The sequence below is a fragment of the Paenibacillus sp. JNUCC 34 genome, from assembly GCF_058269055.1.
Genome location: NZ_CM177770.1, coordinates 1676036 through 1702187 on the forward strand (window position 1 = coordinate 1676036; position 26152 = coordinate 1702187).

Here is a 26152-nt window from a genome sequence, read left to right on the forward strand (position 1 = left end):
GTAAGGCGCTACGAGTACGTACACGTAGCGCCTTATAACAGACAAAAGGACAGTTCATGGAATTACTTATTTTGAAAATTCGCCTTATCTTCGCGAAGGTGAGATGCTGAATGTGGATAAACGAACCATCCAGAAGAGGCAGACCAACCCGAACAGAGGATAGAGCACGGACAAGAGTGAGCTGAATCCGAATTGGCTGAAGAAATAACAGATCAGCATAATGCCTAAGGTGATAATCTGTGGAGGAAGTGAAGTTCTTTGCTGCAGCTGCAGCGATATTCCGTAAACATCAGCCACAAACGTACTGAATATTTCCAGGAAAATGAGAATGATATAGACGGTCTGTACAAACCAGCCCAACTGACTAGCGACGCTTCCCATCGGAATTTCAAACTGGGTAATACCCGGCATTTGAGCCGACATCGCGAAATGGGCAGACATAATCATAAAACCGATCCCCGCTCCGCCGATGACTCCCCCCCATCTTACAGCCCTTGCACTTCCTGTTTGACTTCCAAGAGGTACAAGAACCGGCATAGCCATTACCAGGTTGAAAGCCGTGTATAGCAGAGGAGAAAGCCAGGCTGAAGGCAGGCTATGCTCTGTGGTCAGCGTAAGAAACCGAGTGGCACCGGGTGTGTTGATGGTTTGGGAAATGATCAACAATGACAGGATCAGCATCATGGGAACGACAAGGCTGTTCATAATCATAATGGATTGGATCCCTTTGCGAAGGATAAAAAAGGTTCCGACCATGGTCAGAATCAATCCTGTCTGGTAATGAAGATTCAGGTTTTCCGTAAAGACGGTACCAGCGCCAGCCAGCATAATGGAGTTTACTCCCATTAAGATAACGAGCATGATCAGACTGATGGTTCCGCCTAATCGTTGACCGAATAAATGCTTGTTTAAATCCTCGTAGGATTTAGCACCGATCTTTCTGGAGATGGTCATCATTTTGGTTCCCAGCCAAATAAAAAGTACTGTTGCGAGTAATATGGTGATGGTTGCCCAATGTCCATATTGGGTAAAAAACTGTAATATCTCACGTCCTGTAGCAAAACCTGCGCCAACGATCGTACCGATATATGTAAAAGCTATCTGGAAGACGCGTATCCGATTTTTCACGTAGCTGCCTCCTTGTCGGGTGTAGTTGCGCTTCATACTGCATAGTACAAGGTATGCCTGGACAGCTCCGGACATGACTGTTACTTGTCCTTAGACCGAGACGATAAGACTTGCCGGACTAGTTCGGATATGGTACTTTTACGACAAAGGATTGTCGTGGGAGGTCATAGAATGGATTGGTTGAAACAGCGGATTATAGAGGAAGCCGTGGTTGTATCGGATCAGGTTGTTAAGCTCGATGCTATACTGACACATCAGGTAGATCCTGCATTAATAATGGAGATGGGCAAGGAATTTGCAGCCCGTTTTAAGGACAAGGGTGTGACAAGGGTTATCACACTCGAATCTTCCGGTATTTCTGTCGCCTTTGCGGTGGCGCATGAGCTTGGAGTCCCGATGGTGTTTGCCCGGCGAAAAAAAACACTGCTGGCCGATCCAGATGCATTGTGTGAGCGTGTGCCTTCCTTTACGAAAGGGATCGTTACGGATATTATGATGTCCCGCCAATATATCGGAGAGTCCGATAAAGTGCTATTTATTGATGATATCATTGCAAACGGTGATGCAGCTCGGGGGTTGGTCAAAATTATCGAACGAGCGGATGCCGAATTGGTAGGCCTCGGTGTTGTTATTGAGAAGAGCTTCCAGGCAGGAGCAAGAACGCTTCGCGAACAGGGTGTTGAGGTCGAGCCACTTGTCCGCATCACTTCGCTTGAAGACGGGAAGATCACATTTGCAGACTAGCAGGAGTTGGCTTATTCTCTATTTTATTGAACCGAGCTTAAAATCTTAACAACTTCTTTTCGGACCCGCTTTTTTATCATATAATATAAGGGTAGGAAAAGAGAGAGGAGGCAACACAATGGGGAAAGAACCGGTAACCGAGCCGTTTTTGATTGAGAAGTTGAATGGTGCAAAGGTACATTTTGAACGTGCTTTGGATTGTAAACATACGGAGTTTGATGATCTTTATCCCTATATGATTGAACATCCTCAGTTTTTCTGGTATAAGCGTTATGTTGCTTGGTCTGAATTGCTTACGATTGCTGGTCTGTGTGAGGAGCTCTCCTACGAATGGAGAGAACAGTTTACATCACAGCAGGTGGAGTATGTTGAGAAACGGGTGATGTCGTCGACGGTGCTTGATTTCTGGTTTGAAACAAACGATAGCATCGAGCCGGCGCAACGCTAGTGGATTTACAGGGAGCATCTCAGCCGGGATGATAAACCATATACACTCAAGAGACCTAAATGATCCCATTTAGGTCTCTTTTTGAAACGGATTCTTGTCGTATATATCGACAACAGGATCATTATTATGGGCATTATACTGCCGAATAGAAGGAGATAAGAAATATGATAAGTGACGAACAGTTGGACGCACTGCGTTTATCCGGTGAAAGAGTCCGGGTTGTACGGGATGATCTAGAAAGCAATGATGTTGTAGGCATCGTGGTTGCATGGGATCCGCAACATGTGATTATCCGTCGCCGAAACCGCCGTGTGGTGAAGCTGGACCGAAACTACAGCTATCAACTTTTTGGAGAACCGCGGACAAGCCCACTGGCTTAGAAGCATAGATCTTCATCAATAGGGACAGATGAATAAATGAACCGTCTCACTTGACTGGCTGAGTGCTGGAAAGGAGACGGTTTTTTACGTGATGGGGGAGGGTCGGATACGAGAAATAGAACTATTGTATAAAGGATTCATTTCACCGGATCTGATCTGACTTTGCAATGGTCTTAATGGCCTGCTGCTGCAACTTGAGGAGGTCCGGTGTTCGAAGGAGAAAGGCCAAGATAAACGCGCATTCGGGACATCATCTCTTCACGGAAGGACGGCCACAAGATTTCCATGCTTCCGACATAACCGCGACAGGCGTAACGTGCTTCGATTCCAGTGTGACCTCGGTGTATATCAAATACTTTGATGGTCCGGGAGGCAAACTCCTGTTTAACCTCCCTTAGCAGAATTGCAGCACGCTTTGCACCATTTTCCACCACTTCGACGTACAACTGTGGCGTTTTGAATACGCCGCTTTCCTGAATAATCCGGCAATCTCTTTCGAAAACTTTGTGTATGAACATAAGGAGCAGGTAGCTTTTGATCAAGGATCTTTCTGCTGATGTAATTCCTGTTATTCCCATCGATGCTCACCGCCTTTATATAGAAAATCAATAATAAATACGAACTGTTGTTCTTATTTTAACCTGTTTTTGATTGTTTAATCAAGATCCAAAAAAAATGTTGACTCCATTTAGTTAGCATGGTATGATATATCTTGTCGCTGATGAGATCTTGTAAGTGACAATATACATGCGGTCGTGGCGGAATTGGCAGACGCGCACGGTTCAGGTCCGTGTGGGCTAACCCCCGTGGAGGTTCGAGTCCTCTCGACCGCATCACCTTACAATAAACTGGTTCGTGAGATTGCTCTTGTAGCAATTTACGAACCTTTTTTATATGTTTAGAAAGTTCAGGATATTGCTCATTACCTGAGCTGGGAAATCTTCGAGCTAAAGTCCAAATGAGCGTAAATGTTCGCCGTTTTAGAGAAATGGCTGTGACCAAGCTACTCCTGAAATTCCTTCATACTCATACGTTAATCAGCAACAGGCTGACGAAACTGTAACGAGATCGTGAAAACGAATCCGTAGCAAGTCATGTTTCCTCAGCTAAGAGTGTTGCGAAATATAATTCGCCTTAATCCGTTCCCCCAACTTTTCCAGATATAAGTAGTCCTTATGTTGCTCTTCACTGCAAGGAAGTAGAAATCCATTTGTTTTTCATTTGTCGCATTCATCTCTGTAATTCAGAAAGGATGTACTCCAATAAAAGGCCTCCATCTCAAAAAGAATCAAAAACCTGTTTCAAGCCGCCGGTGGTAAAACGGGATCATAGCTCTGATCTTCCACGAAGCTCCTCCTCATCTGAGTAGGCTGCCCGCAATGCTAGACGCAGGCCAGCAGATGTATCATGCTCCCTCTTGCAGATTATGGTGATTCCCTCTCAGAGGTTGATTTCAGCCGGAACAAAATCGCTCGTGTCTAACAGTCTTGGAGCTTCCGTCTCATTACTTTTAATACAGTTCTATAAACTGTAGTACGAATGTTTATTGATTAATGCTTTCGGCCCGTGAACCTCCAGATTTTTTAGCGAAGACATAAGTCATAGTTCTTCCTTCCTTTTTATAATCATTGTTTACAATATAAGGAAGTAGGGCTATGATTACGTAGTGGGTAATAAGTAGGATATTCCTTGTATCTTTTACGTTTTCCAAAATGGGCAGATTCGATTTGATCATTGCTTTCTGACCCCTTAAATAGTGGTAATTTCTTTCTAGATTTGTTTTTCAATGGGGAATGTGAGATGGATTATTCTTTTTTACGTATTATTTTGCTTGTTTAGGACTTGGTCCAGCCCATCGAATTGCTTAATTTCATCAACAGGTATTACAGTGGCATTTACATTTCACAGTTAAAATTAAACATCCCTTTCTTATAGTAATTTGTTCTGAATATCGAATATGCAACCGCTTACCTGAAAATCCTAGGAAAAATGTATGTTGCACTAGATTTAGATAATAGTGGATATTAGATTATTCATATCGAAAATGGGTGTTTTACATTGAAAACGGGTATATTCTGCCAAAACAGCCTGTATGCATCCTGCTGTAGAACTATACTTACTTCTTGGAGGAGGAAATGCTATGTTCTTTTTCGTTATTTCCACAATAGAGAACAAAGATGATGCCGATTTTTTGACAGATTTATATAAGAAATATTACCCTATAATGAAAATGAAAGCGTATGAAGTGGCACAGGATTATTATATTGTAGACGATATGATCCAGGAAACGTTTGTTCGTTTAATTGTGAAGGTTCCTACTTTACGTTCATTAGAGCCATATAAATTGATTTCTTACCTCGTACATACGGTCCGTAACGTCACCCTCAATCATGTAAAAAAGCGGAACCGACAATTAAACAAAACATATTCAGCGAATGTAGGGAACTCAGACGATGGAGTGGAATGGATTGCCGACAGTCGGCCAACCATCGAGGAAATGTATAGCTTAAAAGAGGAATATGATCAAATTGGCAAAACAATAAGCAAATTGTCGGTGCGAGATCAACAATTGCTGTACTATAAATATATTCTTGAGTTAACTGATAAAGAGCTTGCAGATTCACTTGACATACGAGTGGCTAATGTTCGATCTTATTTAACGAGAGCTAGACGAAGAGCACTGAAACTATTGCTTAAGAAAAAGACAGAGGTGGCAAATGAAAAAAACTACGGATAAGAAAAAAATTGTGGAGGATTACGAAGATCTTCTTATTCGTGTAGCCATGAACAAATACGCGGAAGAAGAAGGGAAGCAATTACTTGAAGAAAACGAAGAGTTACGTAAGAATGATTTTTATCTTCCATCCCAAAATAGTAAAAAGAAGTTTCGAAAAAGGATAAAGCGGTATTATCGAAAGGAAAGTTTTATAGAAAAATTACGGTTTCATTCCAATATTGGCAAGGTTGCTGTCATCATTTTTTTGATTGTTGTCACGATCTTTTCTATATCCGTAGTATCAGTACAAGCATTTAGAATGAAAATATTTAACTTTTTTGTTGAGATGCAAAACGATTACACTCAATTTGGTCTGATAGAGCAATCCGAAATTGAAATAGCGACTTATCAAGATGGGGATTATATAATAAAAACGCCGAGCGGGTATAGTTTATCTCATATTCAAAGAATGCAAAGTATGGTAACGGCAACCTATAAAAATAGCAAAAATGATATTCTTATCTTTGAGCAATCAACGAATAAGTCCCTAACGAATCTGGATACCGAGGATGCGGAGCAGGTAGAAAAAGTACAGGTTATGAATTATAAAGCCGTACTAAGTAAGAAAGAAAAAGTTCTATCACTTATATGGAGCAACAATGAACGGATTTTTTATATCAGCTCCAACTCAGAACAATTAACCAAAGAAGATCTTATACGCATAGGAAATAGCGTAAAATTATGGTGAATGGAAACGAGGAAACTGTTGCAAGTACAATGGTTAGATTGTCTTAATAGTAATAGATCAGATATCTTACTATAGGAGGATGTAAATGAAAAACAGATGTCTTATTTTCTTGTGTTTATCCGCAACTTTCATGCTGGGTTCGTCAGTTGAAGCTGTTCCTGCAGAGTCAGTAGATAAGGAGAGTGTTGTCTCGCTATTTTATAAGTACATTTCTGCAACGGCAGTCTCACTATCTATTGAAGACAATGGCTTGTCCTATAGTGGAGGCACATTGAAAATTTATGAGGATTATGACACTTCCATTACGCTTACATTACAGAGAAGAAAGAGCAACAGCAGCAGTTGGTCAGATGTTGAATCTTGGTCAAAATCATTTTCAGGGATAGGTTCTCATGGTTTTGAGAGTAAGTATTATGTTACTTCCGGATACATTTATAGAGTTGTGAACACCACGAGAGTCATTCATCAAGGTTCTGTAGTAGAGATAATAAACTCATATTCTTCTGAAACACAATACTAATCATTATGAGAAGCGGTGTTACGCCGCTTCTTTTTTGTAGCTCGGATAAAACACTCCAAAAAAGCAGGGCATTGCGCAACAAACGGGAGGAACTTGCCACCGTCTTAAAATATCTGCCAGAGATTCGAATTTTGCATCATGAATATGGTCAGGAGTTACCGCCATCGGACGATCTGTATACCTACTGCTCCTCAAAGCAGATCCACTCTTCAAAAAGACATGTCCAACTTTCTTTTTTACCCGGCAGTATCGTCGAAACGACAATGAGTTTGTATCATTTATTCATTAGATCTCAAAACCGTATTAAGGTTAGTTGCGATTATTAGGCAGGGAACAGAACTATAGCCTTTACTTCCTGAGTGGTAGATACACCGCTTTCGCTATTTTAAGACTTTACAAAGTATAACATTTCTGTTTATTGTTGCAATTTTTGAGGGGGAGTTGTCTATATAACGAGAGGAATAATATATGCTGAAGCTTTGGAGGGGGGCATGCTAAAGACCTTAAGGAATGATATTCATGTTAATCGATCTTTTGTTCTGTGCTTGCTATGGTGAGGTTTGTCAGATCGGTCGTTGAATTTTATATCTTCTTTTTATTGGTTGTAGTTGTCACAGAAAATGTTGTTTACCAAAGTAGTTTCCAGGGAGATGGTAAGTTGCGAGTCTACTTATTCTTAACCGAAAGCAGGGAAGAAAATGAAAAAATTGTTCTGTTATATGAACATTACCGAAAACTGATGTTTTATGTTGCGAATCGAGTTCTAAACGATGAATATCTTGCGGAAGATGCTGTCCAACAGACGTTTATCAAGATTATTGGAAAATTAGATCAAATAGATGATGTTTATTGCCACAAAACGAGAAACTATATTATTACTACGGTACGGAACCATTCAATTGATCTATATAATAAACGAAAGAAAGAATTATCAATCCCTCTTGAGAAAATAGCATTTACACTTGCGGATGATGTGAACGTGCAAAAGAATGTTTGGGGGAACCTTGCGGAGGTGGTCGCCAAAATTACTGTTTCCGATCAAAACATCCTGGCCCTCAAATACTTGCACGAGTACTCAATTGGAGCAATTGCTGATATCCTAAATATTTCTGAAGCAACAGTTCGTAAAAGACTGGAGCGTGCAAGAAACAAGCTTCGAATAAAACTGGAAAGGGAGAAAAAAACAAGATACCATCAGCTTAATTAAAATTTGTTTAGAAAACACTGACTCGAAAGAACTTTCAAAAAAATACTGATCGCCAATGTGATAATCTTGATTTAATTTGAAGCGCGTGCCGATACTCAATCGGCGCGCGCTGTTTGAGTTTATCCTAAAAACGCTGGTAATTATAAGAGTAGTATAAATGCGTGTACAATTGGAGATATAGGTGATATCCGTGACCATCTTCTGCTGGGGTCCTGTCGAGATGGAATTGACACTTCAATCGTTTGGGTAAACGACAGAAGGGACATTATAATGGATTGTTGTCGTTTCTTTCAAATAACGGACTGAATGAACGACTTTTCATAAGTCGCTATACTGTTTTGTGGTTGATACGATGTCCTGCTTTCCACAAAGTCGTCATCTTTTGTAGCCGAAATAAGGATGGACAAAGTGAAATGGTCATCGTGACAATCCCTCTCTGGTTGACTTCACTTGGAAATCTTCAGTATACATCTGAAAACACTTGTCCCTTTTTAGCCATAAAAATATCCCCTCCAAGCTTGCATGTTCCTCATTGAACTGTGATCTGCAAAAAAGGACACCTCTTGTGGGTCATTTGTGTTTTAACCAGATTTGAATGAAAGACGAGGGAACAAACATCGGGAACAAGAATCGAACTTTATTCACAGAAGTGGACATGAGAAACTCCAAGCCAGTCGGAACGTGCAGCATGTTTTGGAAACGAATATGACTTATATCATGGCGTTTAAGATTGACGCTGTGCATGCATATATGGAAGGCCAAACACTAATTGAGATTTTTCTGGAGGCGGGGTTCGATTTGGGCGTAATCGGTAACATGAAACCGAAGCATAGTTTAAAACGTTGGCGGGATATCTATGCCGCACATGGTGAGAGTGGGCTTCTTGAGGATCGGGGTGGAAAAGGTAGTGCAGGGCGGAGATCCGCAAGAAGCTGTCAGCTGAAGAAGAGCTTCAATCACTTGATGAAGTAGGGGCGCGTGTCGCTGACTATATCAGCTATTCCAATTCTGAGCGATACCAATGGACATAAAAACAGATGGCCTCTTGATGAATTCAGAGGCCATCTGTTGGCCGGTTAGGCCAAGGGCTGTTTGTTCATACCATCCATAAATTAGGGTCAAAGTTCACAGCAGCTAAACAGCGGTCTTTAGGTTTGTCCTTTTAGTAATATTATTACTGGGTTGCAATGGAGAAAGCAGCTGCTCTTGAGTTTTCTTCAGATGTACTTACTTTAACTCTGTAAGAGTAGCTTAAGTATCCGGAATCGGGTTCAAGGGTTATCTCTGCATTCCCACTCACATTTGGAATCCAATCAGACCACATGCCATTTGTAGCTGTAGCTCCAACATTAATCGTAGGCATAACACTTGGCAGGTTTCCGACGGTAATGACTGCTTTAGTATCAGGACTAATTATGAAATCCTTGCCGAGTTGTGCTCCATTAGTCCCAGCAGAATTTTTAATAGGAACAGTAACGTTACCACTCCAGGAGTATGAGAACGGGGTTATAGCGCTTTCACGTGCTTCAATTTCTTCTTCCGTCAAGTAGTGAATGGAATATTTCAAACCGTTTGGTAATACGCCTTCAACATCTTCTCTTGAAGGCTCTGCGGCAAAAGCGTTGAGGCTCATACCCAATGATAGTACCAACAACATTAAAACAGCTAATAGTTTACCTCTTTTCATGTAAACACTCTCCCATTTTTAATTTTGGTCATTAAATGATTTTTAATTTTTAACTTAGCCCAATGGAATCACCTTCTTTTTTTTCTTTCGCACATAATGACCATAAAACCCCTGGTTTTGTGACATTAATTTTATTATTTTTTTCCAGATTTAATATATAGGAAAATATTGACATCATTTCTATGATCGGTATAATAAAAAACAAGATGTAGAAGCGAAGGGTGGTAATTAAGTGCTTCATATTACAAATGCGGAAATGGAGATTATGCGTGTTGTGTGGAACAGTGAGCAGAGGTTGACTACCAAGGATATTCAGGAGAAGCTGCCAGATAAAAAGGTTACAACCATTGTCACGCTTGCTGGCAGATTAATTGAAAAAGGTGTACTGAATTCCGTCAAAATTGGGCGTTCTCATGCTCATGAGTATTGGCCGGCGGTTAGTGAAGGGGAGTATCAGAAGATCCAAACGATGCACTTTATACGTTCCATTCATAAAGGTTCTGCTAAAAGTTTAATCAATACCTTGTTTAAGGATGAGCGTTTAACGAAAAATGATATTGAGGAACTCCGGGAGTTTATTAATAATAAGGCGAATGATCATGATTAAATGGCTTATACTAACATCTCTTACTGGGAGCATAGTTAGTCTTTTGGTCATATTGTTTAAAAACCTGCTTGTAAGAAGGCTTGGTGGACATTGGTACTATTATGTGTGCGTGTTGACTTTACTGCTGTTTGTTCTACCCATTCAGTTACCTGTAACATCCAATACTCTTCATAGCATGTTTATTGATGTAAGTGCGACAATTTCAGGAACGCCTATTAATGAAACTGCACTTTTCGAAAGAACGGATAGGGTTGCCAATCATGACCTTACGTCTGATCAGGTTGCAGAAATCTCACCATCATTTAGGAGAGGTCTTTCAATACCTTCTCTTGCACAAAGCATTATGGTCATTTGGATGTGCGGTTTTATATTCATGCTGTCTCGCAATTTTATGAGTTATTTCAGATATAGACATAAAATTATTCAGCGCAATCCCATAGACAAAGTGGAGAATTTAGATGTTGTGATAAGTGACTATGTTCATTCCCCTATGTTGATTGGTTTCTTAAAACCAACTATTGTGATCCCTAACATTACAATAAACAAGGAGGACTATAAGCTGGTATTACTGCACGAGTTGAATCACTATAAACAAGGGGACGCTTGGATTAAGCTTTTTGTAGTGGTGATAAATTCCTTGCATTGGTTTAACCCTATAGCCTATCTTGCTGCTGCAAACTTATGTGAAGCCTGTGAATACTCTTGTGATGAAAAAATAACGAAAGATATGGAGACGAACGAAAAAAGGTATTACAGTGAAATGATATTGATGTTTGCTTCCCATACATCTCCAGCTTTAAGCAGCAGTCTATCCAAAAACAAAAAACAATTACATAGGAGGTTTGAACTTATCATGAAAAAACATTCAAGAAACAAAAGATACATAGGTGCTTTAATGGTAAGTGTAATGATTGCCGTCTCCGTTATCGCGACATCTGTGGTGTTTGCTGAAGGATCCAAGCCCATGGTTGAATACGGTGGCGGAATGAAGACCTATTACAATTCTGATCAAACACTTGAGGAAAATGCTCGGAGTACAATTGGCGTAAAAACGACTACAGAAAAAATTCAGACTCGTGTAACTGATGCTCCTTTCTATATTGATGTTAACGGACGGAAAGTGGATTTATTTAACCGTACGGCGCCATATTACGAAATTAGTCGTGAATGGAAGCAAAACAATACAGATTTTAAAGTTATGATTAGCAAGACTTTATCTATAGAAGGAAAAACAGTTACTGTTGCTTTTTCCCACAATGCGGCAGTCTATAAGGACGATCCGGTAATCGAGCAAATGATTCGGAACCAGATTACTTTTGAGCTAAATTATCACAGTGAACGGGATGAGTATGACCATCCGGCGTTTGTAAATGAGCTAATTACACGAGGTGTCTATGTTATCCAGAATGTTACAGAAGCCAAAGACTTTCAATTTGAAATGAAGAAAAAGAAAAATGGGGATGAATTGGGAATAAAGCCTTTAACCAGCTATGACAAAAAGGATAAAGTAGTGGATATTTTTAATGATAAAGCAAGACTATTAAAAAATATAAATGGTAAACAAGGTACGCAGCTTGGAAAAAACTTTATTATAAAGCAGGGTGAAACCTTGGCTATTGATATCAAGGAAACCACTGATAAAATGCCGACGATCAACTGGGCGATTGTCAATGTAACAACGGGCGAGTTAGTGGACTGGATGCCAAATGCTCGCAGTGGGTACAGATATATCTATACACCGGGGAATTTGTCTGCCAACTATACCTTTAAAGTTGTAATAAGTGGCGATGAAAATGATAGTGCTGACATTGAAATCTTCACATATAAAGGAACAGAATAAGAAGGGTTCATGAATTTCAACCGTACTTGACTTACACACTAGTGAGTGACTATCCCCTGACCCATTCAGAAATAGGTTCATAAGGGTTCTGTATAATCATTTTGAGGAGTGGTGTTATACCGCTTCTCTTTTTGTAACTCGGATAATACACTCCAAAATTTGATGGATCATGTCCTCATCATGTTCTTGGACCAAGCCCTATAAGGTAGCAGTGATTGCTTGCGCTAAAAAGCTACTTCATTACATTTACGCCATCCTAAAAAAGGACAACCTTACCAAAGTTTGAGTTGATCCTATATTGTTTCAAAATTTCCACACCAATTGGAGGTTCTTGCTGTGCTCAAAAAAACAATACACCAGTAATTTTTCAATTCACCAAGACCAAAGGCTTGACAAACATTAACTGGTTTTTTGCTGATTTTTGCTCAATTTACATATTTGCTGCTTTTTTCTCAAACACTATAGAACAGGTTTCTTCAGTGAAAGGAGATTAATGTGAGTAATATGAAGACGAAATACTTAACGGCGCTATGGGCTGCTTTGTTGGCGGTATCACTGGTAGGAACATTGCCCGGAGAAGTGAAGGCTGATGAAGCGGGTAGGGGGGGGCCAGTCAACGATGCCCATAGGATCGATTCATCAGATGGAAACGCGAAGTCCAACATTGGCAGCAGTCTGAAAAACAATTCGGTACGCTCAAAGACGGCAAAACAGGGGACGGAGAAGCATGCTCCTGCGCATAAGCTAGCCGTTATTATTGATGATTTTGGCAACGGGCAAAAAGGTACCGATGAAATGCTGAGCCTGCCGGTAAAAATTACGGTTGCTGTAATGCCTTTTCTGCCGACAAGTAAAAGTGATGCGGAACGGGCACATAAGCTTGGCCATGATGTAATTATCCATATGCCGATGGAACCGAAGCAGGGGAGAGCTAACTGGCTGGGGCCCGGTGCCATCACAAGCAAGATGACGGACGAAGAGATTCGAAAGCGGATGGAAGAAGCCATTGATCATGTACCGTTTGCTGTTGGTATGAATAATCATATGGGTTCCAAAATTACAGGAGACGAGCGGATTATGTCCATCGTGCTCGATGTTTGCAAGGAACGCGGGCTGTTCTTTATAGATAGCAAGACCAATTATCATTCTGTCACCAGTAAGCTCACTGTCGAGAAAGGAATGCCGAATATAGCGAATGAGATTTTCCTGGATGATGTGCATACAGTCAAACACGTTACCAAACAGCTTAAGGCAGCTGCAGAGCAGGCAGTGCAGAAGAAGTCATGCATTACGATTGGACATGTGGGAACCTTCGGCGAACGGACAGCTGCCGCATTGAAGGGTTCGATCCCCGAACTGCAAAAACAGGTACAGTTCGTTGGTATTCAAGAACTTGTACAGGACAGGTCCAATTGGAAGCCGAACCCGGTGCCTTTCTACTAAAAAAAGGCGTTTCCCTCTGTATGAGTGGAAACGCCTTTTTGGTGATATTAACGGATATGAGAAGCCTTGATTAAAGGGCCGTTAAATAATTGGCGATACCATCTGCAATCGCTTCGGCAATTCCCATCTGGCCGTTTCGGCTGCACAGCTTCTCCCGATCACGGGAATTACTGATAAAACCGGTCTCCACAATGACGGCGGGAACTTCGATCCGCTTTAGCAGGTAGAAGGGTTTTCCAACTGAAGTACGGTGGTTGCTCTTATGCAGAATGTTCAACTCGCTTTGTATGGATTCTGCCAGAATGGAGCTTCGTCCCTCTGCTTGATGGAGAACGATAGCGCCCGTTTTGGATTTGTTTTTGCTCCAATTTACGTGGATGCTTACAACCATTTTTGTAGGAATCTCACGGCTCAGCTGTTTGCGTTGGGCCAAATCCTTCAGGTGGCGGGATCGGCTGGCATGCCAGCGGTTATCATCGCTAAGTGCATAATCTGCATCCCGGTTTAATACCGCATGATATCCTTCACTGCGCAATAACATAAACAACCGACGTGAGATCTCCAAATTGATGTCTTTTTCCAAAATGTTGCCATAGGATGTGCCCCCGTCAATTCCACCGTGTCCGACATCAATTAGAATGACATCATGAGGAAAAGGTAGGTGCTGTTGCGTTCTTCTGTTTCCCGATTCCTGATGCGGGTAGTCTTCGGACTGGAGTGCGGGATTATGCTGCCGTGTGCTGCTATTGTTCGAACCAGTCGGGGATGGAGTCAAGGCAGCAATATGGCTGTCCGCGTATACCTGAAGGGAAGGAAGGCAGAGCACGATGGATAAAGCCACCAGTACAGCCAGTGATATTCGTTTCGTCATGATGCACCCTCTTTCGTTATAGTGTGGGTTCCCAAGTCATAAACCTTTGGCTATATTTTGTGCAAAAAACGGGAAAACATGCTGAGGTCTAGATTGTTGTGATTCGGTGCATCCTGATAAGGAATACAATAAGATTGGCGTTTGAGGAGGGTTAATATGGCAAATAGTAATGAACTCATAAAATATATAACGGAACGTGTAGTGACATATATCGATACACCGAAAGAAGTGAGGAAGAGAAGGCGGGTAAAGGAGTCTTGGACTGTTCGCTGGTTTGGTATGATCCCATTCTCCGTCTCGTTATGGAAGGATGATCTGGTGTCCAAAAAGAGCAAAAAACGCAGGGCCAAGTAAATCAGCGAAACCGTCACGTACCATCAGAGGAGCTGGAAGCCGTAAGAGTGGGGATGTCCCAAAAGGTCAATTGACCTAGGGCATCCCCATTGTCTGTTGTGAGATGATGCGCGAACGAAACATCTTTAAGCGGTGATGAAACACAAGTAAGGCTGCAAGAAAAGGTGGGGCGAGCTGTTTGAAGCTATGGACAAGAAGAACAGCGAGAAGCCGCCCAAGGATGAATCCTCGGACGGCCTGAGACAGCTCTGTGTCGGAAAATATTAATAAGATCTTGGTGAACTAAATGGAGATGATGGATGGAGGCTGTTACTCTGATGAATTCGATTCCTCACGGAATTTACCCGGACCGATCAAGTTATCAGCGGGTACAAAACGGATCAGGTCGGTATTCCGCTGCGGTACGGTTACATAAATCGCTTCGGATTCAAGCTTGTCATGATGAGACCAGCGCTGCCATCCCGTAAGATTGAATGGGGCGCCGAAGGCTTCATTCTGCTTGTCCGCCGTAAAGATGAGTGATTTTCGGCTTCCTTCTGGGAGCAGCTGTATCAGATCATTTCCGTTTTTAATGGACAGTGTCGGTTTACTAAGCCACATTAGGTTTTGGTAAGGGTCCTGTTCCCCTTGAGTGGTTATGACGGAGGCGGCTGTCCAAGCACTAGAAGAATTCAGGAGCGAAGTTTTAACGTTTTTCTTCCCTGAGATAAACGGAGTTTTTGTGTTTGGTGGGGAAGGGACAATATCGTATGTCACAGCATGAACATAGACCGGTGTCTGCCCTTTGAGCGTTATTTTCCAATAGGGAGAAATAGAACTGTACAACGCCTCTACCTGGCTTCCCTGAGGGAGGGAGCTAAGCGTAATTTTACCGTTTTGCGGTTTTCCCTTTAATATGCCTGCCCCTGCGAGTGTATTTTCCAATGGAGTGAGACTATACGGCAGATCGGATCCGATACCGTACTCACTTAGGATATAACCTCCGAGATCGTCTGAAGTGATGATCAAGTAACCAAGAGGCTTAACCCCGTCTTCAATGGTTACAAGCCAGCTGTGTGTACCCGGTCCAAGCGGTGTATAATCCAGGCTGGCATCCTGCCAGCTTTTGAAAGGCAAATGGTCGGCCAGATCGCCAATCGTCTGTTCCGCGAATGCCTCAAGCCGGCTAGGAACCATTTCTGCCGCTGTGGAAGCTGTTTGCTTGAGGGATATTTCGGATAACCCGGACTGTGATACGGAAGCTGTAGATGATGCTGTATTAGATGACGTAGTGTCGGTTGGCGCTGAAGCTGCAAATGCTGTGTTTGATGGAAGACAAGAAAGCGCAGTTGTTGCAAGCAGAATGGCTGAAAAAGTGGCACGAATTATTTTAATACTTAATGTGGATGAAAAGTTTATCATAGGCAACCGCCTTTCCAAGAAACAACAAATATGAAATTTGTAATTTAGATTTATTTTAATGGACAAGCCCTAAAAAGGCTGTTACAAGGTGTCGCGCTCAGGGCTTGAATAACGGGTCTTTTTTTGCCTTGTTTTGTTGATGCGGGTCAAGAGGTCCCGTTACTAGACGAACACAGGTGGAACAGCCCGCAAGTTATGGCGGACAAACTCACTTTAGGTGAATACTGCCATTCCATTTCAGAACGGCGGCTTTGATACTGCTCTTGAATTGCCGTCTTTTTCTCTTCGTCGGGTTCATTCAGCAAGTCCTTGTAATAACTGTCCACGATAGCCAGTTCCTCTTGAAGCCGGATTTGAGCTTGCTCCGCCCAGGTGTAATCCAACTTGCCAAGCTTGCTGATTAAATAGTCCTCCAGCATTGCGGCAGCTTGGGGCAGTGTTAAGGCAGCAGGCCTTACATGGACATTCTCAGGAAGACGGGGAGTCATGTTACGGTCTTCCAGCTGTGCAGGAAAGTTATCTATAATGGTCTTACGGGACAGGGAGATGCCGAGAAAATGAAGCTCTTCCCGTTTCAAGTCGCAGCTGAACTCAACCTTAAAGCAGATACCGAGCCACTGCTCGTATGGGGCAGAGCGTGTTTTAGGACGCTGTACTTCACCGGTCTGCTCGAACAGGTATACGCATTTACCTTCCTCACGGGAGGCGTCCCAGATTTGAGCGAGTCTGCGGTTGCCATAGATAATATCTTCCCGCTGAATCCGTCCCGGCCCAATGACCGGAAGAGCCGGAGCGCTGCCGTAATAGCGGGAAAGGAGGGCGTCCTGTCCTCCCCCCGGCTGTGAAATTGGTCTGGATTCGACTTGTTTGGCTAAACGCTCGTCATATTTGGGCGGGTCAAATACAAAGCTGAACGACAGTGTCTCGGCCGGTGCTCCGGTTCGCTCCACGAATCCCCAATAATAAGGGCGGTTGGTCAGCATTTTGTCCGCTTGGGGGGACAGTTTGACCGTAACGTGCTCAGGTGATTTTTCAATGACGGTGCATTCGGTGGCTTCCAGATAGGCCATGAAATGCTGCTGCACCTCCTGCGGCGTCATGGTCATGTTAGGCTTCTTCCTCTCTTAAGGTTTCTGCGGATGATTCTTGTTCCATATCCCGCTTGATGTGATGAAGCGAGTCGCCAAGGGAACTGACCCGGTTGCGGATTTCGTCATCGCTGCCGGATTCGAGCATGATTTTGTATAGACTCTTTTCAATGGATTCTTTCTTCTCGAACCGTTCCAGAATAACGTCAAGACCGCCAATGACCATCTCGAACATATTGATCTTCTCGTGGAGGAGGTTCAGAATATGTTCCTCGATCGTACCGGCAGTGGACAAGTTAAAGATCCGCACATCGTTCGTCTGGCCGAGACGGTGAACCCGTCCGATCCGCTGCTCGACCCGCATCGGGTTCCAAGGCAGATCGAAGTTGATCATATGGTGACAGAACTGCAGGTTGATGCCTTCTCCTCCAGCCTCGGTCGCAATCATGACTTGTGCTTTTCCGCGGAACAGGTCCATCATCCAGTCCTTCTTGCCGCGGTTCATTCCTCCACGGTATGGAACGGACACGAGACCGTGATCCCGGAAATAGTTGAGCAGATACTCCTGGGTAGCCCGGTATTCGGTAAAGACGATCACTTTCTCGTTCATTTGCTTGATCAGCTCAATGGCTTTTTCGGCTTTGGTGTTGGCCTTGATTGCTTTGATCAGGTGGACAAGCTCCCATACTTTATCGCGCAGCGGGGAGTCCTCGGGCATTTTCTTAGATAAGTTGACGAGCGTGACAAAGACCGCATCTCGGCTGCTGCACACCTCACGCTGAAGGGTGACCAGTGAGAGCATACTGCTTAAATTTCCCCCGGATGCCTGATACTGATCTTTGACGAAAGATGTGACCCCGTCGTATAATGACTGTTCTTCGGGTGAAAGCTCGAGACCGACATTGCGTACGGTCCGTTTGGTGAATTTCACGGGTCCTTCGCCCCGGCGGTTGCGGATCATGACCTTGGACAGCTCGTTCTTGAGCTGGTCCTGGTTCTTCGGCATGCGTTTATCTACAACGAAGTTGGCCGAGAAATCGCCTTGTCGTCCCAACTGTCCCGGCTTCAGCAGCGTGATGAGATTGAAGAGCTCGCTGAGATCGTTCTGTACGGGAGTTGCGGTAAGGAGAAGGCAGTATTTTTTCCGCAGCTTCTGTATGAATTGATAGTTGGATGTTTTCTTGTTCTTCAGTTTGTGCGCTTCATCGATGATGAGCATGTCATACTCTTCATTTAATAGGATTTCCTGATGCGGATCGCGCTTGGCCGTGTCCATGGATGCAACAACGATATCGTTGCCCCAGGAGTAGGCTTTTTTTTGCGCGATTGCCGGAATGCCGAATTTGGAGTTGAGTTCACGAACCCACTGCAACACAAGTGAAGCGGGGACTAGAATCAGCACTTTGGAGACTAGCCCGCGTACGATATATTCTTTTAAAATAAGACCGGCTTCAATCGTTTTTCCCAGGCCAACCTCATCGGCCAAAATCGCTCTGCCGGACATTTCGAACAGCACGCGTCGCGCCGTATCCGTCTGATGCGGAAGCGGGGAAAGGCTGCCGATATGCTTCAAGCACTGCAGTTCTTCGAAGCTTGTAACCAGACGGGATTGTTCTCCCTGCACAGCCAGCCGCGACAGGCTCCAATCTCCCCATGGCCCGCCTTTGTCGAGACGGGTCTCTAAATCTTCAAGCCAGGAGCGGTCCACATGGAGTGGGACAGGGAGACGCGGATCCTTAAAAGAACCCGGGCTACCGGGTGGTTGGTAGTTCACAAAATCTCCTCCTAGATGTCGATTTCAGACAACGGTGTATGTGTAGTATGGACGAAAAAAGAAGACTTCATAACCTTCCGAATATTTACCGTGTTCCAAAATACCCGTGAGGTCGCACGGATGCTACATTTGGCGATTTTTCAAGTTCTTTTCATAGACAGATGGGCGAAAAAAGGAGAGAGAATAAGAAAAAGGAAGGCTGGGCCCTCCAGAAAGGTGTACAAGCCTTAAATTTCACATCTTAGGCATAGTTTTACCATATGTAGTGTAGTATAATGAATCTCGCCCACAATATGTGGTGTGAAACCTTATGTTTTCTCGTTTAACCGGTATACATATAGGGTTAAGTTGTAATAGACCGGACTTATAGCGGCTTAAACGCAGATTTATAGAATTTATTGTTTATATAGGAGGTAGTTGCTCTTGAGTACGATGCAAAATCAGCGGCTGGAAGGTTTAAGTGAGAAGATCTTTTTGGACAGGTATGCGTGGAAGGACGCGAATTCCCATAACGCCAAGGTGGGCGATATGGTTCTGGTTCTTACCAAAGATGATCCTAAGTTCCCGACCAAGGAAGTTGGAGAGATTGTGAAGCGTGATGGCCGGGTAGTCACAGTGAAGACCCGTAAGGGTGAGCTGGTGGAGACCGATGTGGAAAAGCTGACGCTGACGATTGAGAAGACACCTGAGGAAATGTGGGACCGCTTGGCAGCTGCAATGGCATCGGCAGAAGCAACGCCAGAACTGCAGGAAGAGTGGAAGGCTAAATTCCGTCATATTCTTGATGACTGGAAGTTGGTTCCGGGCGGACGTATTGCAGCAGGAGCGGGAGCAAGCGACGAACTGACACTGTTCAACTGTTATGTTATTCCTTCGCCGAAGGACAGCCGTGGCGGCATCATGGAAACACTGTCTGAGATGACAGAAATTATGGCTCGCGGTGGCGGTGTTGGTATTAACTTGTCATCCCTCCGTCCTCGTCGTTCGATTGTTAAAGGTGTTAATGGATCTTCTAGCGGTGCTGTATCCTGGGGTGGATTGTTCAGTTATACAACCGGACTCATTGAGCAGGGTGGTAGCAGACGTGGCGCGCTCATGCTGATGATGAACGACTGGCATCCGGATGTGATGGATTTCATCACTGTGAAGCAGACGATGGGTCAGGTGACCAATGCCAACTTGTCGGTATGCGTGAGCAATGATTTCATGAAGGCCGTGAAGGAAGATTTGGATTGGGATCTCGTATTCCCGGATACTTCTGATCCGGATTATGATGAAATCTGGGATGGCGATTTGGACAAGTGGAAAAAAGCAGGCCGTAAAGTCATCACTTACAAAACGGTGAGGGCACGTGATATCTGGCATACGATCATTGAGTCCGCGTGGAAATCGGCTGAGCCTGGCGTAGTGTTCATGGAATACTACAATCAGATGTCCAACAGCTGGTATTTCAACCCGATCATCTGCACGAACCCATGTGGTGAGCAGGGGCTTCCAGGCTGGGGTGTGTGCAATCTGTCTGCGATGAATCTGTCCAAGTTTTATGATGAAGAAAATCATGATGTGGCTTGGGATGAACTGGCGACAACGACTCGTTACTCGGTTCGTTTCCTGGATAACGTTATCGATACCACTCCGTATCATTTCCCGGAAAATGAAGCTAATCAGAAAAAAGAACGCCGCGTAGGATTGGGTACAATGGGTCTTGCAGAGCTTATGATCAAGCTGAATATCCGTTACGGAAGTCCGGAATCGCTGGAATTCCTGGATAAACTGTACGGGTTTATCGCTCGTGAAGCATACCTGGCATCTGCGGATATCGCTGAAGAGAAGGGATCCTTCCAAGCGTTCGATGCAGAGCTTTACCTGCAAAGCGGATTTATGAAAAATATGTCCGAAACGTTCCCAGAGGTAGAAGAAGCGGTGCGCTCGAAAGGCTCGCGTAACGTAACGGTGATCACTCAAGCGCCGACAGGCAGCACAGGTACAATGGTTGGCACATCTACTGGTATCGAACCGTACTTCGCCTTTAAATACTTCCGTCAAAGCCGTCTTGGCTTCGATGAGCAGTTCGTACCGATTGCACAGGATTGGCTCGACAGCCATCCAGGCGAGAATCTGCCGGATTACTTCGTAACGGCGATGGATCTATCCGCTGAGGATCATATTCGTGCACAAGCTGTTATTCAGCGCTGGGTGGACAGCTCGATTTCGAAGACGGCGAACTGCCCGGCTGATTTCACCGTGGAAGAGACGGAACGTCTGTATGAGCTGGCCTTCGATTTGGGCTGTAAAGGTGTAACGATCTATCGTGACGGCAGCCGTGATGTTCAAGTGCTACAGACGGAGAAAAAAGAAGAGAAAGCAGAAGCTCCTGTTACTGTACCAGAAAGTGTTGTACAGGTGAATGAGTCCGCAAGCACTGTGGCAGCACCTGCTGTTTCCAGCAAGAGCGGTTTGGATAAGCAGTACAAGAGTCGTCCACAAATACTGCGTGGTGCGACTTACAAGATCAATACGCCGTTCGGTATGGCGTATATCACGATCAACGATTTGAACGGCACACCGGGAGAAATCTTCCTGAACGTGGGTAAAGCGGGTTCGGATGTGTTCGCTATGGCTGAAGCTTTGGGTCGTGTCTGCTCCTTGTTCCTGCGTTACGGAGACCATGGTAACAAGGTGGAGCTGCTGATCAAGCATCTCAAAGGCATTGGCGGATCAGGGGCTATCGGCTTCGGCGCGAACCGTGTGGAATCTATTGCGGATGCAGTCGCAAAAGCATTGGAGACCCATGTGGCAAGCGGAATCCATGATGATCATGGACATGATCCAGCTCCGGTAGCTGCTACGATGGCTCCTGCCGAGCAGTTGGGTGGCCAGGGACAAGGCGGTCATGGCAGCCATGTTGCTACTTCCCGTGATCTGTGCCCGTCCTGCGGCGGTGCTTCGCTGATTAACATCGAAGGTTGCAAAACATGCAGCAACTGCGGTTACAGCAAGTGTTCTTAAGGGAAAAGGTTAGAGAAGTTGAATAAAAGGCTTCGGAGAACGGAGACCTGCAGGTCACAAAAGTGACTTGCGGGTCTTTTTTTATATTAGAGGGATGTAGTGGTTGGGGATAGCCGGATTGTAAACTTTGCTTGATTTGGTGGCATGTACGATAAACCGAAGAAGGTAGGAGGAAGGAAATGGTCCATTCCATATACGCAGGCGGCGGTGGAACAACTAATCCGAGACTTTTCTGAAGGAAAGTTACATGTAAGTTCACTTTTAAAGCAGGAAGGGGAGTCTTTTTGTGAGTGGATTAAGACAAGGCAGAGTAGTGAGGTAGATATGCGTGAGCTGGATTTGATTGAAGTTCATTTGTTTAATCCCGAGCAAGAGAGAAAATTGAAAGAACAATTAGCTCTGCGGGGATATAGCTCGAAGACAATCAAAGCTTACTTGGGACACATCCGGCGATTCGGTGAGGAACGAAAGGTACGCAGGTAGGGCTGTTTCACTCCAAGCTTATTCGCCAAGGCAAGGGACGGAAAGATCTATATACGATCTTATCCGATACAGCGTATCAACTGCTTCAACAATATATGGAGTAGAATAGACCGAAAAAATGGCTTTTCCCGAGCCAGTCGCTAGGAAGTCACTTAATGGAGCGATCTGTGCAGAAGGTGTTCGAACAAGCGCTACAGATCTCAGATATATACAAGAGTTACTCGGACATCAAAGCAGTCGAACTACAGAGCGTTATACTCATGTTTCTGTGAAAGACGCTAGGCGGATTAAGAGTCCGTTGGATTATTGAAAGCGGGAGTATTGAGTAGGGGAGTTCGTAAATATCCTGATGAATGGAGTGTTTACGAAGTACGGGAATACGCGTAGTATGGAAGTATTCACGAAGTTCGTAGATAAGACGTTATCTGAAATCATTGAAATCTAAAAAGATAAGGTGAAAACATGAAAGATGATATAAAGACCTATATAGATAATAATGATATAGATAAAGCAATTGAATTGATTGATAGCTTAGTCGTCAGGCAAAAAACTAAAGCATTAACAAAAGATTTAATAGAGGTATTGCAGACAACTACAAATAATATATTAAGGAATCATGTAGCAATAACATTGTCGGATATGAAATGTCAAGAAGCAGTGGTGCCAATAATAAAATTACTTAAGGATCCAAGAACAGAAGGTAGTAGGGGTACACTTGTATATTCACTGGAGCCATTAAACTATGCAGAACATGTTGATGTACTATTCGAGGTTATCCTTGAAGATAAGCTAGAAGCTAGTATACAGTCTTGCTTATTACTCGAACAAATAATTGATAAAGTACCATTAGAAACTAAAAAGAAATACGGATCAAAGTACCGAAAAGAAATTGAAAAGCATGAAAATAAGATCGACACTCTGACTAAAGTGCTTCGTAATTTAAAAAACTATAATTTTTATTCGGATAATGCAAGAAGTCAATGACTTCAGTTAACACCGTATCTACATCGCGGTCTACACCCTTGGTTCGCAAGAAGTGTTAAGCAGAGAAGTTAAGTCAGCGAACAACCCTGTGAGGTTAAGTGGCGAGCCACCCGGCGACTTCGTCGCCTTAAGCCTCTCGGGTTTGTGAATACAAGAGACGTTATGAGAAAGTGATGTATTTATAAAACATTGTATGGTGGGAGATTATTCTAGATGGTTCGAAATACAGTAAGAGCACTGATTATTCAGGATGATAAGCTTTTATTAATTAAGAAAAAGAGACCTTATATTGGTCTTTATTATGCACTACCTGGAGGAGCTCAAGAATCGAACGAAACATTAGAACAGGCACTAATTCGTGAATGTATAGAAGAACTAGGTATTGAAATATCGAGTAGTAATTTAATTTGTGTAAGGGAATACATATCTCGCAATCATGAATACTCTTTCATTATGAAGGAAGTTCATTCTATTGATTTTATTTATGAGTGCAACACTCAATTCCTTAATAATGAATTAAGAAGCATACAAGCTGATATTGGACAGGTCGGGATTGAATGGCTACCAATTAATGAAATTAAGAAGACAGTAAATGAATCAGAAGAATCATTAAAGTCATATAAATTCCCTAGAACAACCTATGAATTCTTTAAAGAATATTTTTCAGATCAATTAATAAAACCATATTATAGTAAGACATTTGAGAGTATCCCATAGAAGACATCACCATCTCATCGTATTCACACCGCGTCGCCTGACTCGGCTCCTTGATTTGCCCGAGGAATTTCGGAGATGTGGAACCAGGCAGATAACCCTGCAAGGCTAAGTGGCGGAGCCACCCGGCGCATACGCGCCTTAAGCCTTTCGGGTTCGTGAATACGAGAACGTTATCTGAAATCTAGGCGAGTGAAATTTAAGAATTGAGGTATTTCTAGGAGGAATTGATATAAATAAAAGAATAAGAAAGAAAAAACATAAAGAGCATCTAGAAGATGTTGTGTACGCAGTAAGTGTATCGCCCTTATGGAGAGAGCGGCTATTTAGAGCGGATAATAAAGATAAGAAATTCGAAGTGAATAAAGATCAATCGAAGGGAATTGAAGAGGTTACAAGCAAGCTTATTAATAAACTTGATTTAAGATATAATGTGTCTGTCGTTCCAAATTTTGAAGCTGAAGGTTGGGGGGATTGGTCCGAAGACAATGTATACTTTAAATTTGAATCAGAAGAATTTCCATTAATACGATCCTATTCAGCGAATAACAAAGATGTAATATAGAAAAGAAATATTTAGTTAATCTAAGATGGCCTTGACATGTGCTTTGCCCTTGGTTCGTAAGGAGTAGTAGGCAGTGAAGAGGACTCAGCTCACAACCCTGCGGGGCTAAGTCCGTCGGACCCGGCGCGATGCGCCTTAAGCCTCTCAGGTTCGTAGATACAGAAACGTTATCCGATAGGGCTACGAATCATATTAAAACCACATAAAAAACATAGGATCAAAACAATATATAAGAACACTTGTACGTAGATGTGAATAAAGGTAAAATATATCTACAATTGAATCTTGGGTGGGCATGGTTTCCCTTCGAAAGGAGGTGAAGCCATGGAAGTGAAGGATGCATTAACGATAATGTTCCTATTTGGATCATTTATTCTTGCTCTTCTAACTTACATCAATAATAGCAACAAGAGAAAGTAAAAACCCACCCTAAGGTTGACCGCCGAAGGTGGGTTTCCGATCGTAATGACTAAGAAGGGATTACCCATCCAAGCCAATTGTATGGACCAAGTGTTAGCGCACTTGGTCTTTATTAAATATATATTACCATAATTGAAAAGATGTATCAAAGAATTAAATGAAATCGAAAAGATTGTTTTAAGGCATTTTAACACATATTTAAAGTATTTCGAAGAGGGCATCCCCATCAGATAACACTGCATCTAAGCTGCGGTCCGTTTGGACCTTGGTTCGCAAGATGAGGTAAGCAGAGAAGTTTATTCAGCGAACAACCCTGCGAGGCTAAGTCCGTCGGACCCGCGCAGAGCGCTTTAAGCCTCTTGGCATCGTGAATACAATAACGTTATATGAAAGAAATGCAAAGATTAATAATTTTGGACAGAGGAGGGTATTCATGGAAGTAAGACAAATGGCAACTGCATTTTTAATTAACGATGACAAAGTATTGATGATGAAAAAAGCAAGGAGTAAGCTCTTTAATTTTGAATTTTGGGGAGGTATTGGAGGACATCTTGAATATGAAGAACTAAATTTTCCAATGAAGGCCAGCTATAGAGAAATTGAAGAGGAAACGGGATTTAAAAAGAGTGAGATTAAAAACTTTAAATTGAAATACATATTGATAGAGAATAACAGTGGGGAAATCCGACAGCAATACGTATATTTTGGAGAAACAAAGCACATGAACTTTATCTCTTCTGATGAAGGGGAATTATATTGGATACATAAGAATGAGTTATTAAATTTACATACGTCAAAGATTATTAAATTTACTATTGAACACTATTTAGAGAATCCAAATCTTGATGACATTTTAGTTGGAACAATAACGGCTAATAATGAATCAAATCCACAAATACAATGGGCAACAACTAAAGAAACCGTGACTTTCTAGCAGTTCGAAGAAGGCATTTCCTTCATAAAACATCGTGCTCCCGCTGTGATGCTGGTGCCTCTTGGTCTGCCAGAGGAATTTCGAGGA

The 26152-nt window shown here is 43.0% G+C and carries 25 protein-coding genes and 1 tRNA gene; 19 read left to right on the forward strand and 7 right to left on the reverse strand.

Annotated elements, in window-relative coordinates; translation table 11 throughout:
• Positions 1-84 precede the first annotated feature (84 nt).
• On the reverse strand, positions 85-1128 hold the full coding sequence (locus AC2TF5_RS07710) for a YkvI family membrane protein (RefSeq protein ID WP_491301596.1): 1044 nt from the start codon (positions 1126-1128) through the stop codon (positions 85-87).
• A 171-nt stretch (positions 1129-1299) separates the two neighbouring features.
• Here AC2TF5_RS07710 and AC2TF5_RS07715 point away from each other — a divergent pair, with 171 nt between their 5' ends.
• The 3 genes from AC2TF5_RS07715 to AC2TF5_RS07725 all read left to right on the forward strand — a co-directional run bounded on the left by AC2TF5_RS07715 (position 1300) and on the right by AC2TF5_RS07725 (position 2700).
• Complete coding sequence (locus AC2TF5_RS07715) at positions 1300-1872, forward strand: xanthine phosphoribosyltransferase (RefSeq protein ID WP_491301597.1); 573 nt, start codon at positions 1300-1302, stop codon at positions 1870-1872.
• A 118-nt stretch (positions 1873-1990) separates the two neighbouring features.
• A complete protein-coding gene (locus AC2TF5_RS07720; RefSeq protein WP_491301598.1) occupies positions 1991-2320 on the forward strand; it encodes a hypothetical protein in 330 nt (109 codons plus the stop codon).
• 164 nt (positions 2321-2484) lie between these two features.
• Complete coding sequence (locus AC2TF5_RS07725) at positions 2485-2700, forward strand: hypothetical protein (protein WP_491301599.1); 216 nt, start codon at positions 2485-2487, stop codon at positions 2698-2700.
• Between the two features lie 173 nt (positions 2701-2873).
• Here AC2TF5_RS07725 and AC2TF5_RS07730 read toward each other — a convergent pair whose 3' ends face one another.
• Complete coding sequence (locus tag AC2TF5_RS07730) at positions 2874-3278, reverse strand: YhjD family protein (protein WP_491301600.1); 405 nt, start codon at positions 3276-3278, stop codon at positions 2874-2876.
• 171 nt (positions 3279-3449) lie between these two features.
• Between AC2TF5_RS07730 and AC2TF5_RS07735 the strand changes: the two genes are divergently transcribed.
• The 6 genes from AC2TF5_RS07735 to AC2TF5_RS07760 all read left to right on the forward strand — a co-directional run bounded on the left by AC2TF5_RS07735 (position 3450) and on the right by AC2TF5_RS07760 (position 8863).
• Positions 3450-3533: transfer RNA gene (locus AC2TF5_RS07735), tRNA-Leu, on the forward strand.
• Positions 3534-4840: 1307 nt separating this feature from the next.
• Positions 4841-5437 carry an RNA polymerase sigma factor gene (locus AC2TF5_RS07740; RefSeq protein WP_491301601.1) on the forward strand — a complete coding sequence of 199 codons (597 nt, stop codon included), beginning with the start codon at positions 4841-4843 and terminating at the stop codon, positions 5435-5437.
• Entirely contained in the window at positions 5418-6164 is a 747-nt protein-coding gene (locus tag AC2TF5_RS07745; protein WP_491301602.1) for a DUF4367 domain-containing protein, read from the forward strand. Before AC2TF5_RS07740 ends, AC2TF5_RS07745 begins: the two co-directional genes overlap by 20 nt.
• Positions 6165-6249: 85 nt before the next feature.
• The gene (locus AC2TF5_RS07750; protein WP_491301603.1) at positions 6250-6684 is read left to right on the forward strand and encodes a hypothetical protein; all 435 of its coding nucleotides are present in this window, start codon (positions 6250-6252) and stop codon (positions 6682-6684) included.
• A 658-nt stretch (positions 6685-7342) separates the two neighbouring features.
• Complete coding sequence (locus tag AC2TF5_RS07755) at positions 7343-7891, forward strand: RNA polymerase sigma factor (protein WP_491301604.1); 549 nt, start codon at positions 7343-7345, stop codon at positions 7889-7891.
• 705 nt (positions 7892-8596) lie between these two features.
• Positions 8597-8863, forward strand: coding sequence for a hypothetical protein (locus AC2TF5_RS07760; RefSeq protein WP_491301605.1), 267 nt, complete (start codon positions 8597-8599; stop codon positions 8861-8863).
• Between the two features lie 202 nt (positions 8864-9065).
• Here AC2TF5_RS07760 and AC2TF5_RS07765 read toward each other — a convergent pair whose 3' ends face one another.
• The gene (locus tag AC2TF5_RS07765) at positions 9066-9578 is read right to left on the reverse strand and encodes a hypothetical protein (RefSeq protein WP_491301606.1); all 513 of its coding nucleotides are present in this window, start codon (positions 9576-9578) and stop codon (positions 9066-9068) included.
• A 232-nt stretch (positions 9579-9810) separates the two neighbouring features.
• On the opposite strand from AC2TF5_RS07765, the gene AC2TF5_RS07770 reads away from it, so the two are divergent.
• The 3 genes from AC2TF5_RS07770 (at position 9811) to AC2TF5_RS07780 (ending at position 13468) form a co-directional block, all read left to right on the forward strand.
• Positions 9811-10185 carry a BlaI/MecI/CopY family transcriptional regulator gene (locus tag AC2TF5_RS07770; RefSeq protein WP_491301607.1) on the forward strand — a complete coding sequence of 125 codons (375 nt, stop codon included), beginning with the start codon at positions 9811-9813 and terminating at the stop codon, positions 10183-10185.
• Complete coding sequence (locus AC2TF5_RS07775) at positions 10178-12025, forward strand: M56 family metallopeptidase (RefSeq protein WP_491301608.1); 1848 nt, start codon at positions 10178-10180, stop codon at positions 12023-12025. Before AC2TF5_RS07770 ends, AC2TF5_RS07775 begins: the two co-directional genes overlap by 8 nt.
• Before the next feature lie 495 nt (positions 12026-12520).
• A complete protein-coding gene (locus tag AC2TF5_RS07780) occupies positions 12521-13468 on the forward strand; it encodes a divergent polysaccharide deacetylase family protein (protein WP_491301609.1) in 948 nt (315 codons plus the stop codon).
• A 70-nt stretch (positions 13469-13538) separates the two neighbouring features.
• On the opposite strand, the gene AC2TF5_RS07785 is transcribed toward AC2TF5_RS07780, so the two are convergent.
• Positions 13539-14342, reverse strand: a complete 804-nt coding sequence (locus tag AC2TF5_RS07785; RefSeq protein ID WP_491302835.1) for an N-acetylmuramoyl-L-alanine amidase — start codon at positions 14340-14342, stop codon at positions 13539-13541.
• A gap of 153 nt (positions 14343-14495) precedes the next feature.
• On the opposite strand from AC2TF5_RS07785, the gene AC2TF5_RS07790 reads away from it, so the two are divergent.
• Complete coding sequence (locus AC2TF5_RS07790; protein ID WP_491301610.1) at positions 14496-14693, forward strand: YqzE family protein; 198 nt, start codon at positions 14496-14498, stop codon at positions 14691-14693.
• Positions 14694-15002: 309 nt separating this feature from the next.
• On the opposite strand, the gene AC2TF5_RS07795 is transcribed toward AC2TF5_RS07790, so the two are convergent.
• From AC2TF5_RS07795 to AC2TF5_RS07805, 3 genes are all read right to left on the reverse strand, one after another.
• Positions 15003-16094: a hypothetical protein gene (locus tag AC2TF5_RS07795; protein ID WP_491301611.1), complete on the reverse strand. Its 1092-nt coding sequence runs from the start codon at positions 16092-16094 to the stop codon at positions 15003-15005.
• A 146-nt stretch (positions 16095-16240) separates the two neighbouring features.
• On the reverse strand, positions 16241-17200 hold the full coding sequence (locus AC2TF5_RS07800; protein ID WP_491301612.1) for a YqhG family protein: 960 nt from the start codon (positions 17198-17200) through the stop codon (positions 16241-16243).
• A gap of 1 nt (position 17201) precedes the next feature.
• Positions 17202-18956 carry a DEAD/DEAH box helicase gene (locus AC2TF5_RS07805; protein ID WP_491301613.1) on the reverse strand — a complete coding sequence of 585 codons (1755 nt, stop codon included), beginning with the start codon at positions 18954-18956 and terminating at the stop codon, positions 17202-17204.
• A 432-nt stretch (positions 18957-19388) separates the two neighbouring features.
• Here AC2TF5_RS07805 and AC2TF5_RS07810 point away from each other — a divergent pair, with 432 nt between their 5' ends.
• The 6 genes from AC2TF5_RS07810 (at position 19389) to AC2TF5_RS07835 (ending at position 26065) form a co-directional block, all read left to right on the forward strand.
• A complete protein-coding gene (locus AC2TF5_RS07810) occupies positions 19389-21965 on the forward strand; it encodes an adenosylcobalamin-dependent ribonucleoside-diphosphate reductase (protein ID WP_491302836.1) in 2577 nt (858 codons plus the stop codon).
• A 144-nt stretch (positions 21966-22109) separates the two neighbouring features.
• Positions 22110-22448, forward strand: a complete 339-nt coding sequence (locus AC2TF5_RS07815) for a hypothetical protein (protein ID WP_491301614.1) — start codon at positions 22110-22112, stop codon at positions 22446-22448.
• Positions 22449-22910: 462 nt separating this feature from the next.
• Positions 22911-23432 carry a HEAT repeat domain-containing protein gene (locus AC2TF5_RS07820; protein ID WP_491301615.1) on the forward strand — a complete coding sequence of 174 codons (522 nt, stop codon included), beginning with the start codon at positions 22911-22913 and terminating at the stop codon, positions 23430-23432.
• 213 nt (positions 23433-23645) lie between these two features.
• Positions 23646-24149 carry an NUDIX domain-containing protein gene (locus AC2TF5_RS07825; RefSeq protein ID WP_491301616.1) on the forward strand — a complete coding sequence of 168 codons (504 nt, stop codon included), beginning with the start codon at positions 23646-23648 and terminating at the stop codon, positions 24147-24149.
• Positions 24150-25035: 886 nt separating this feature from the next.
• Positions 25036-25131: a competence inhibitor ComI gene (gene comI / locus AC2TF5_RS07830; RefSeq protein ID WP_491301617.1), complete on the forward strand. Its 96-nt coding sequence runs from the start codon at positions 25036-25038 to the stop codon at positions 25129-25131.
• Between the two features lie 433 nt (positions 25132-25564).
• Positions 25565-26065 (forward strand): NUDIX domain-containing protein, encoded by a 501-nt coding sequence (locus tag AC2TF5_RS07835; RefSeq protein ID WP_491301618.1) that lies wholly within the window; start codon positions 25565-25567, stop codon positions 26063-26065.
• Positions 26066-26152: the final 87 nt, after the last annotated feature.

Coding starts and splice junctions, on each gene's coding strand:
- AC2TF5_RS07715 (WP_491301597.1), top strand. CDS start 1,300: ATGGATTGGTTGAAACAGCGGATTATAGAGGAAGCCGTGGTTGTATCG.
- AC2TF5_RS07720 (WP_491301598.1), top strand. CDS start 1,991: ATGGGGAAAGAACCGGTAACCGAGCCGTTTTTGATTGAGAAGTTGAAT.
- AC2TF5_RS07725 (WP_491301599.1), top strand. CDS start 2,485: ATGATAAGTGACGAACAGTTGGACGCACTGCGTTTATCCGGTGAAAGA.
- AC2TF5_RS07730 (WP_491301600.1), bottom strand. CDS start 3,278: ATGGGAATAACAGGAATTACATCAGCAGAAAGATCCTTGATCAAAAGC.
- AC2TF5_RS07740 (WP_491301601.1), top strand. CDS start 4,841: ATGTTCTTTTTCGTTATTTCCACAATAGAGAACAAAGATGATGCCGAT.
- AC2TF5_RS07745 (WP_491301602.1), top strand. CDS start 5,418: ATGAAAAAAACTACGGATAAGAAAAAAATTGTGGAGGATTACGAAGAT.
- AC2TF5_RS07750 (WP_491301603.1), top strand. CDS start 6,250: ATGAAAAACAGATGTCTTATTTTCTTGTGTTTATCCGCAACTTTCATG.
- AC2TF5_RS07760 (WP_491301605.1), top strand. CDS start 8,597: ATGACTTATATCATGGCGTTTAAGATTGACGCTGTGCATGCATATATG.
- AC2TF5_RS07765 (WP_491301606.1), bottom strand. CDS start 9,578: ATGAAAAGAGGTAAACTATTAGCTGTTTTAATGTTGTTGGTACTATCA.
- AC2TF5_RS07775 (WP_491301608.1), top strand. CDS start 10,178: ATGATTAAATGGCTTATACTAACATCTCTTACTGGGAGCATAGTTAGT.
- AC2TF5_RS07790 (WP_491301610.1), top strand. CDS start 14,496: ATGGCAAATAGTAATGAACTCATAAAATATATAACGGAACGTGTAGTG.
- AC2TF5_RS07795 (WP_491301611.1), bottom strand. CDS start 16,094: ATGATAAACTTTTCATCCACATTAAGTATTAAAATAATTCGTGCCACT.
- AC2TF5_RS07800 (WP_491301612.1), bottom strand. CDS start 17,200: ATGACCATGACGCCGCAGGAGGTGCAGCAGCATTTCATGGCCTATCTG.
- AC2TF5_RS07810 (WP_491302836.1), top strand. CDS start 19,389: ATGCAAAATCAGCGGCTGGAAGGTTTAAGTGAGAAGATCTTTTTGGAC.
- AC2TF5_RS07815 (WP_491301614.1), top strand. CDS start 22,110: ATGTACGATAAACCGAAGAAGGTAGGAGGAAGGAAATGGTCCATTCCA.
- AC2TF5_RS07820 (WP_491301615.1), top strand. CDS start 22,911: ATGAAAGATGATATAAAGACCTATATAGATAATAATGATATAGATAAA.
- AC2TF5_RS07825 (WP_491301616.1), top strand. CDS start 23,646: ATGGTTCGAAATACAGTAAGAGCACTGATTATTCAGGATGATAAGCTT.
- comI (WP_491301617.1), top strand. CDS start 25,036: ATGGAAGTGAAGGATGCATTAACGATAATGTTCCTATTTGGATCATTT.
- AC2TF5_RS07835 (WP_491301618.1), top strand. CDS start 25,565: ATGGAAGTAAGACAAATGGCAACTGCATTTTTAATTAACGATGACAAA.